The organism is Stieleria sp., from assembly GCF_041595215.1.
GTDB classification, from domain to species: Bacteria; Planctomycetota; Planctomycetia; order Pirellulales; family Pirellulaceae; genus Stieleria; species Stieleria magnilauensis.
This window is the reverse complement of record NZ_JBFHKV010001055.1, coordinates 1-2,974: the sequence shown is the minus strand read 5'-3', so window position 1 is coordinate 2,974 and position 2,974 is coordinate 1. Positions and strand designations below refer to the sequence as shown.

The following is a 2,974-nucleotide window of genomic DNA, read 5'->3' as shown; positions in this document are numbered from 1 at the left end:
TGTCCTGATGCCGGACTGCAATGGAACCGTTCGGACAACCTTCCCGCCCCCGCGTCGGACCTTCGACGGATGAAGCTTCAAGCCAGACAGTTCCCCCGCCGTTTGAGTGTCAAGACGACGACGCCGGAAGGCCAGAGCTGGGAATTACGATCGGTGCCGAAGCCGTTTTACGAATACACCGACGCCGATGCGGGGATCGATTACGGAGCGATCTTCGGTTTCTGTCAGGGAACCGATACGGAACTGCTGGTCGCGATCGAAGCACGTTCAACGGACGACCAGCCTGCTTGGTATTACGCGCTCGCACCGTTCAGCGATTATCAAATTTCGGTCGATCTACCCGACGGCACAACATGGACTTCCCCAGACGGCGATTCGGGCCAGAACGGGAAACCGCATTTCTGGGGACCGGTGGAAAGTCGCCCCAAACCCGAGTTCGAACGCTAGGGGCGACAGAGGTCGAGAGATGGCAGAAAAATCGGATCCAGCAATCATCGGTGCCCAGCCCTCAGAGACCGTCCAGCTTGGGAAGTCACCCTCCTGGCAGGAGGGTCGAGCGGAGCGAGGGGAGATTGAACGGTCAATCGCGGTATCCACCCGTGGAGCGTTGTGAGCGTTGATGAACCGGACCAACCAACATCAACTTGTGCCGGGAATTTCCGTCACCGCATCGGGACAAGCGAGCGTTGATCCCTCCGTCGCAGACGTGCTGTTCGACTTGGCGCTCCAGCTAGAAGAACCGACGAATCTGCCCGTCGATGTGGAGCATGTATTGGCCGCAATCGTGCTCGCTGCCCGGAACGGACAGCTTGATCGGAACACGCCACTGTCGTCCGATGATCCGGCGCTCGTCGACACCTTGGCGGCCCATGTGAAAACGATCTTCGCAGACTACGGCGGCAATGTTGGCACGGACGATTGAACGGTTTTAATCGCCGCTCGTCACCGGCACGAATCAATCATTCCAGGAGTTGCCGTTAGTGAGTCGGCAGCTCGGCGACGTTCACGACTTCAGGGGCGCTGACTTTTTCAGTGGCGCTGACTTTGCCCGCGATCTGGTCTTCGATTTGGCGGAACACCTTGGGAAGTTCAGCCGACAGCAATCGTTTGAGTAGCGGTAGATTGGAATTCAGTCCGCTACGCAGCCCATTGGCAACGTTGCTGTTGTTCATGCCGATGCCTTGAGCTTGGACCCAACGCGGTGCGCCGATTTGCAGGTTGTCGGAATCGAGCTTCAGTTTGGAGTCGACCAAGGTGAGTTCAGCGTCCTTGTTTCGCTTGACTTCAAACTCGACCACGAGATCGCGAAGGGTACCGAGTTTCATTTCAATCGGTCCACAGGATGCGTGCTGGCGCGCGCCCTGGACGTTTGTGCGATTGATCATGAGTTTGACGTCACTCAATCGGACTTGAACGATGGTTTGCACGGACGCGTCATCGAGAACCTCGACGCTTTTCAGTTTTCCGCCGTACTTGATCTCTTTGAATTGGACCCTGAATGCCCGACCCATCACGTGCGTCGTGTGGTTGATATCCGCCACGCTGCCGGAGACGGTGTTCGCCACGGGATCGGGGTCGGCGTGCAAAGTAGACGCGGAGGTGGTCACCGCAAGGACAGCCAACAGAAGGCGAAGAATCCGTATCGCATCGTCTTTCACTGTTCTCTCCCAAGAATTGAGCGGCCGTCTGGTTGGCCCCGATTGACCGGCATTGCGGAAGACAGACTAGGGGTGTTCCTGCTAACCCACAATGGCAGGCTCGGCAAGACAACGGGTGTGAATCACTGCTGCGCCCGTTCGGCACCCTAAGCACGCAGCGAGGGCATTCATCGGCACCTTGATCCTCGGACGGGCCAAAATCGCCGAAATGGGACGAGGCAAGCACGGCAAACCAAGTAAGCCTGAGGCCGATCCTTTGACGGCAGCTCTCGGCCCGTTCCTGCAGCGAGCGCGTGAAGAAACGTCGACGACAGGCTGGTACTCCAACACCTCCAAGAGCCTCAGGAGCCACGAGCGAATCTCAAAAAAACTCGGTGCATCGATGCCAAAGACCAACGTCATTCCCGACTCATTGAAGGATGGAGGCCATGACTCCTACGGGAAGAAGCATCAGCGGCTGATCGAGCCTGGTTCTCCTCCGCGGCTCGGAGTCGTACCAGGGGCGTAGGCGGCAAAACAAGACCGTCCACACGTCAAACGGTGCCCACCACAAATCGCAGGGCCCCCCCCGCAAATTTTTCTAGTAGTTACATTGCCCATCGTTGTCCCGCGTATCTTGTGGGTGGTGCCAAATCGTAATCAGCTGTCCGCCGACTTCAGTGCATACGGTCGTTCGTCCGCTTGCGTCATGCTTCTGTTTTGCTGCCGTCGTTGACGCGTACGTCCGCATTGGTCAAGCCGCCGACATCGCGAGCGCCACCACAAGCACGACACCCGAAAAGATCGTCCATCCGGAACCGGACCAAATCAGACGAACGGCAACCAGCAGTAGAAAAGCGACAGTCAACTTCCAAGTTGGTCCGCGGCGGAGTTCATCGCAGCCAATGAAGAACAACAGCGGCACGAGCCCAAAGAACAAACCAGGTCCGCTGAATCCGTAGGCGCGAAAGATCAACAGATCCGCAATCAGCGTCCAAAGAGCGACAGCGACGACCTCACGCCTCAGCACCGGCCGCACCAATTCGGCTTCGACGGGGGAAACGTCGCCGGAATCTCCGAATGGGGTTGCCGAGGACTTCGATGATTCACTCGACAAGTCACCAGCCATCGCGAGACCCTTCGAAAGACAGACGAAACACACGCAGACGAGGTCGAACGATTCGACGCGCCCGATGCAGTTTTCTTACGAGCCCAGACCGACATCGGTTCAGTTTTTCTCCCACTCGATTCACAACATGACCGTCGGTGATCTTGACGATACGCAGCACGATTTATGGTGCGTGGAGGACGAGCGAAAGTTGTTGACTCAACGCTTG

4 protein-coding genes are annotated in these 2,974 nt (G+C 57.4%); 2 read left to right on the top strand and 2 right to left on the bottom strand.

Annotated elements, in window-relative coordinates; genetic code table 11:
* Window positions 1-447 (top strand): hypothetical protein (locus tag ABX749_RS27940; RefSeq protein ID WP_372898920.1); only part of this gene is annotated, 447 nt, incomplete at its 5' end.
* 172 nt (window positions 448-619) lie between these two features.
* Window positions 620-922, top strand: a complete 303-nt coding sequence (locus tag ABX749_RS27935) for a hypothetical protein (RefSeq protein WP_372898919.1) — start codon at window positions 620-622, stop codon at window positions 920-922.
* A 55-nt stretch (window positions 923-977) separates the two neighbouring features.
* Here ABX749_RS27935 and ABX749_RS27930 read toward each other — a convergent pair whose 3' ends face one another.
* Entirely contained in the window at window positions 978-1,565 is a 588-nt protein-coding gene (locus ABX749_RS27930) for a hypothetical protein (protein ID WP_372898918.1), read from the bottom strand.
* An 826-nt stretch (window positions 1,566-2,391) separates the two neighbouring features.
* Window positions 2,392-2,766, bottom strand: a complete 375-nt coding sequence (locus ABX749_RS27925; RefSeq protein ID WP_372898917.1) for a hypothetical protein — start codon at window positions 2,764-2,766, stop codon at window positions 2,392-2,394.
* Between the last annotated feature and the right edge of the window lie 208 nt (window positions 2,767-2,974).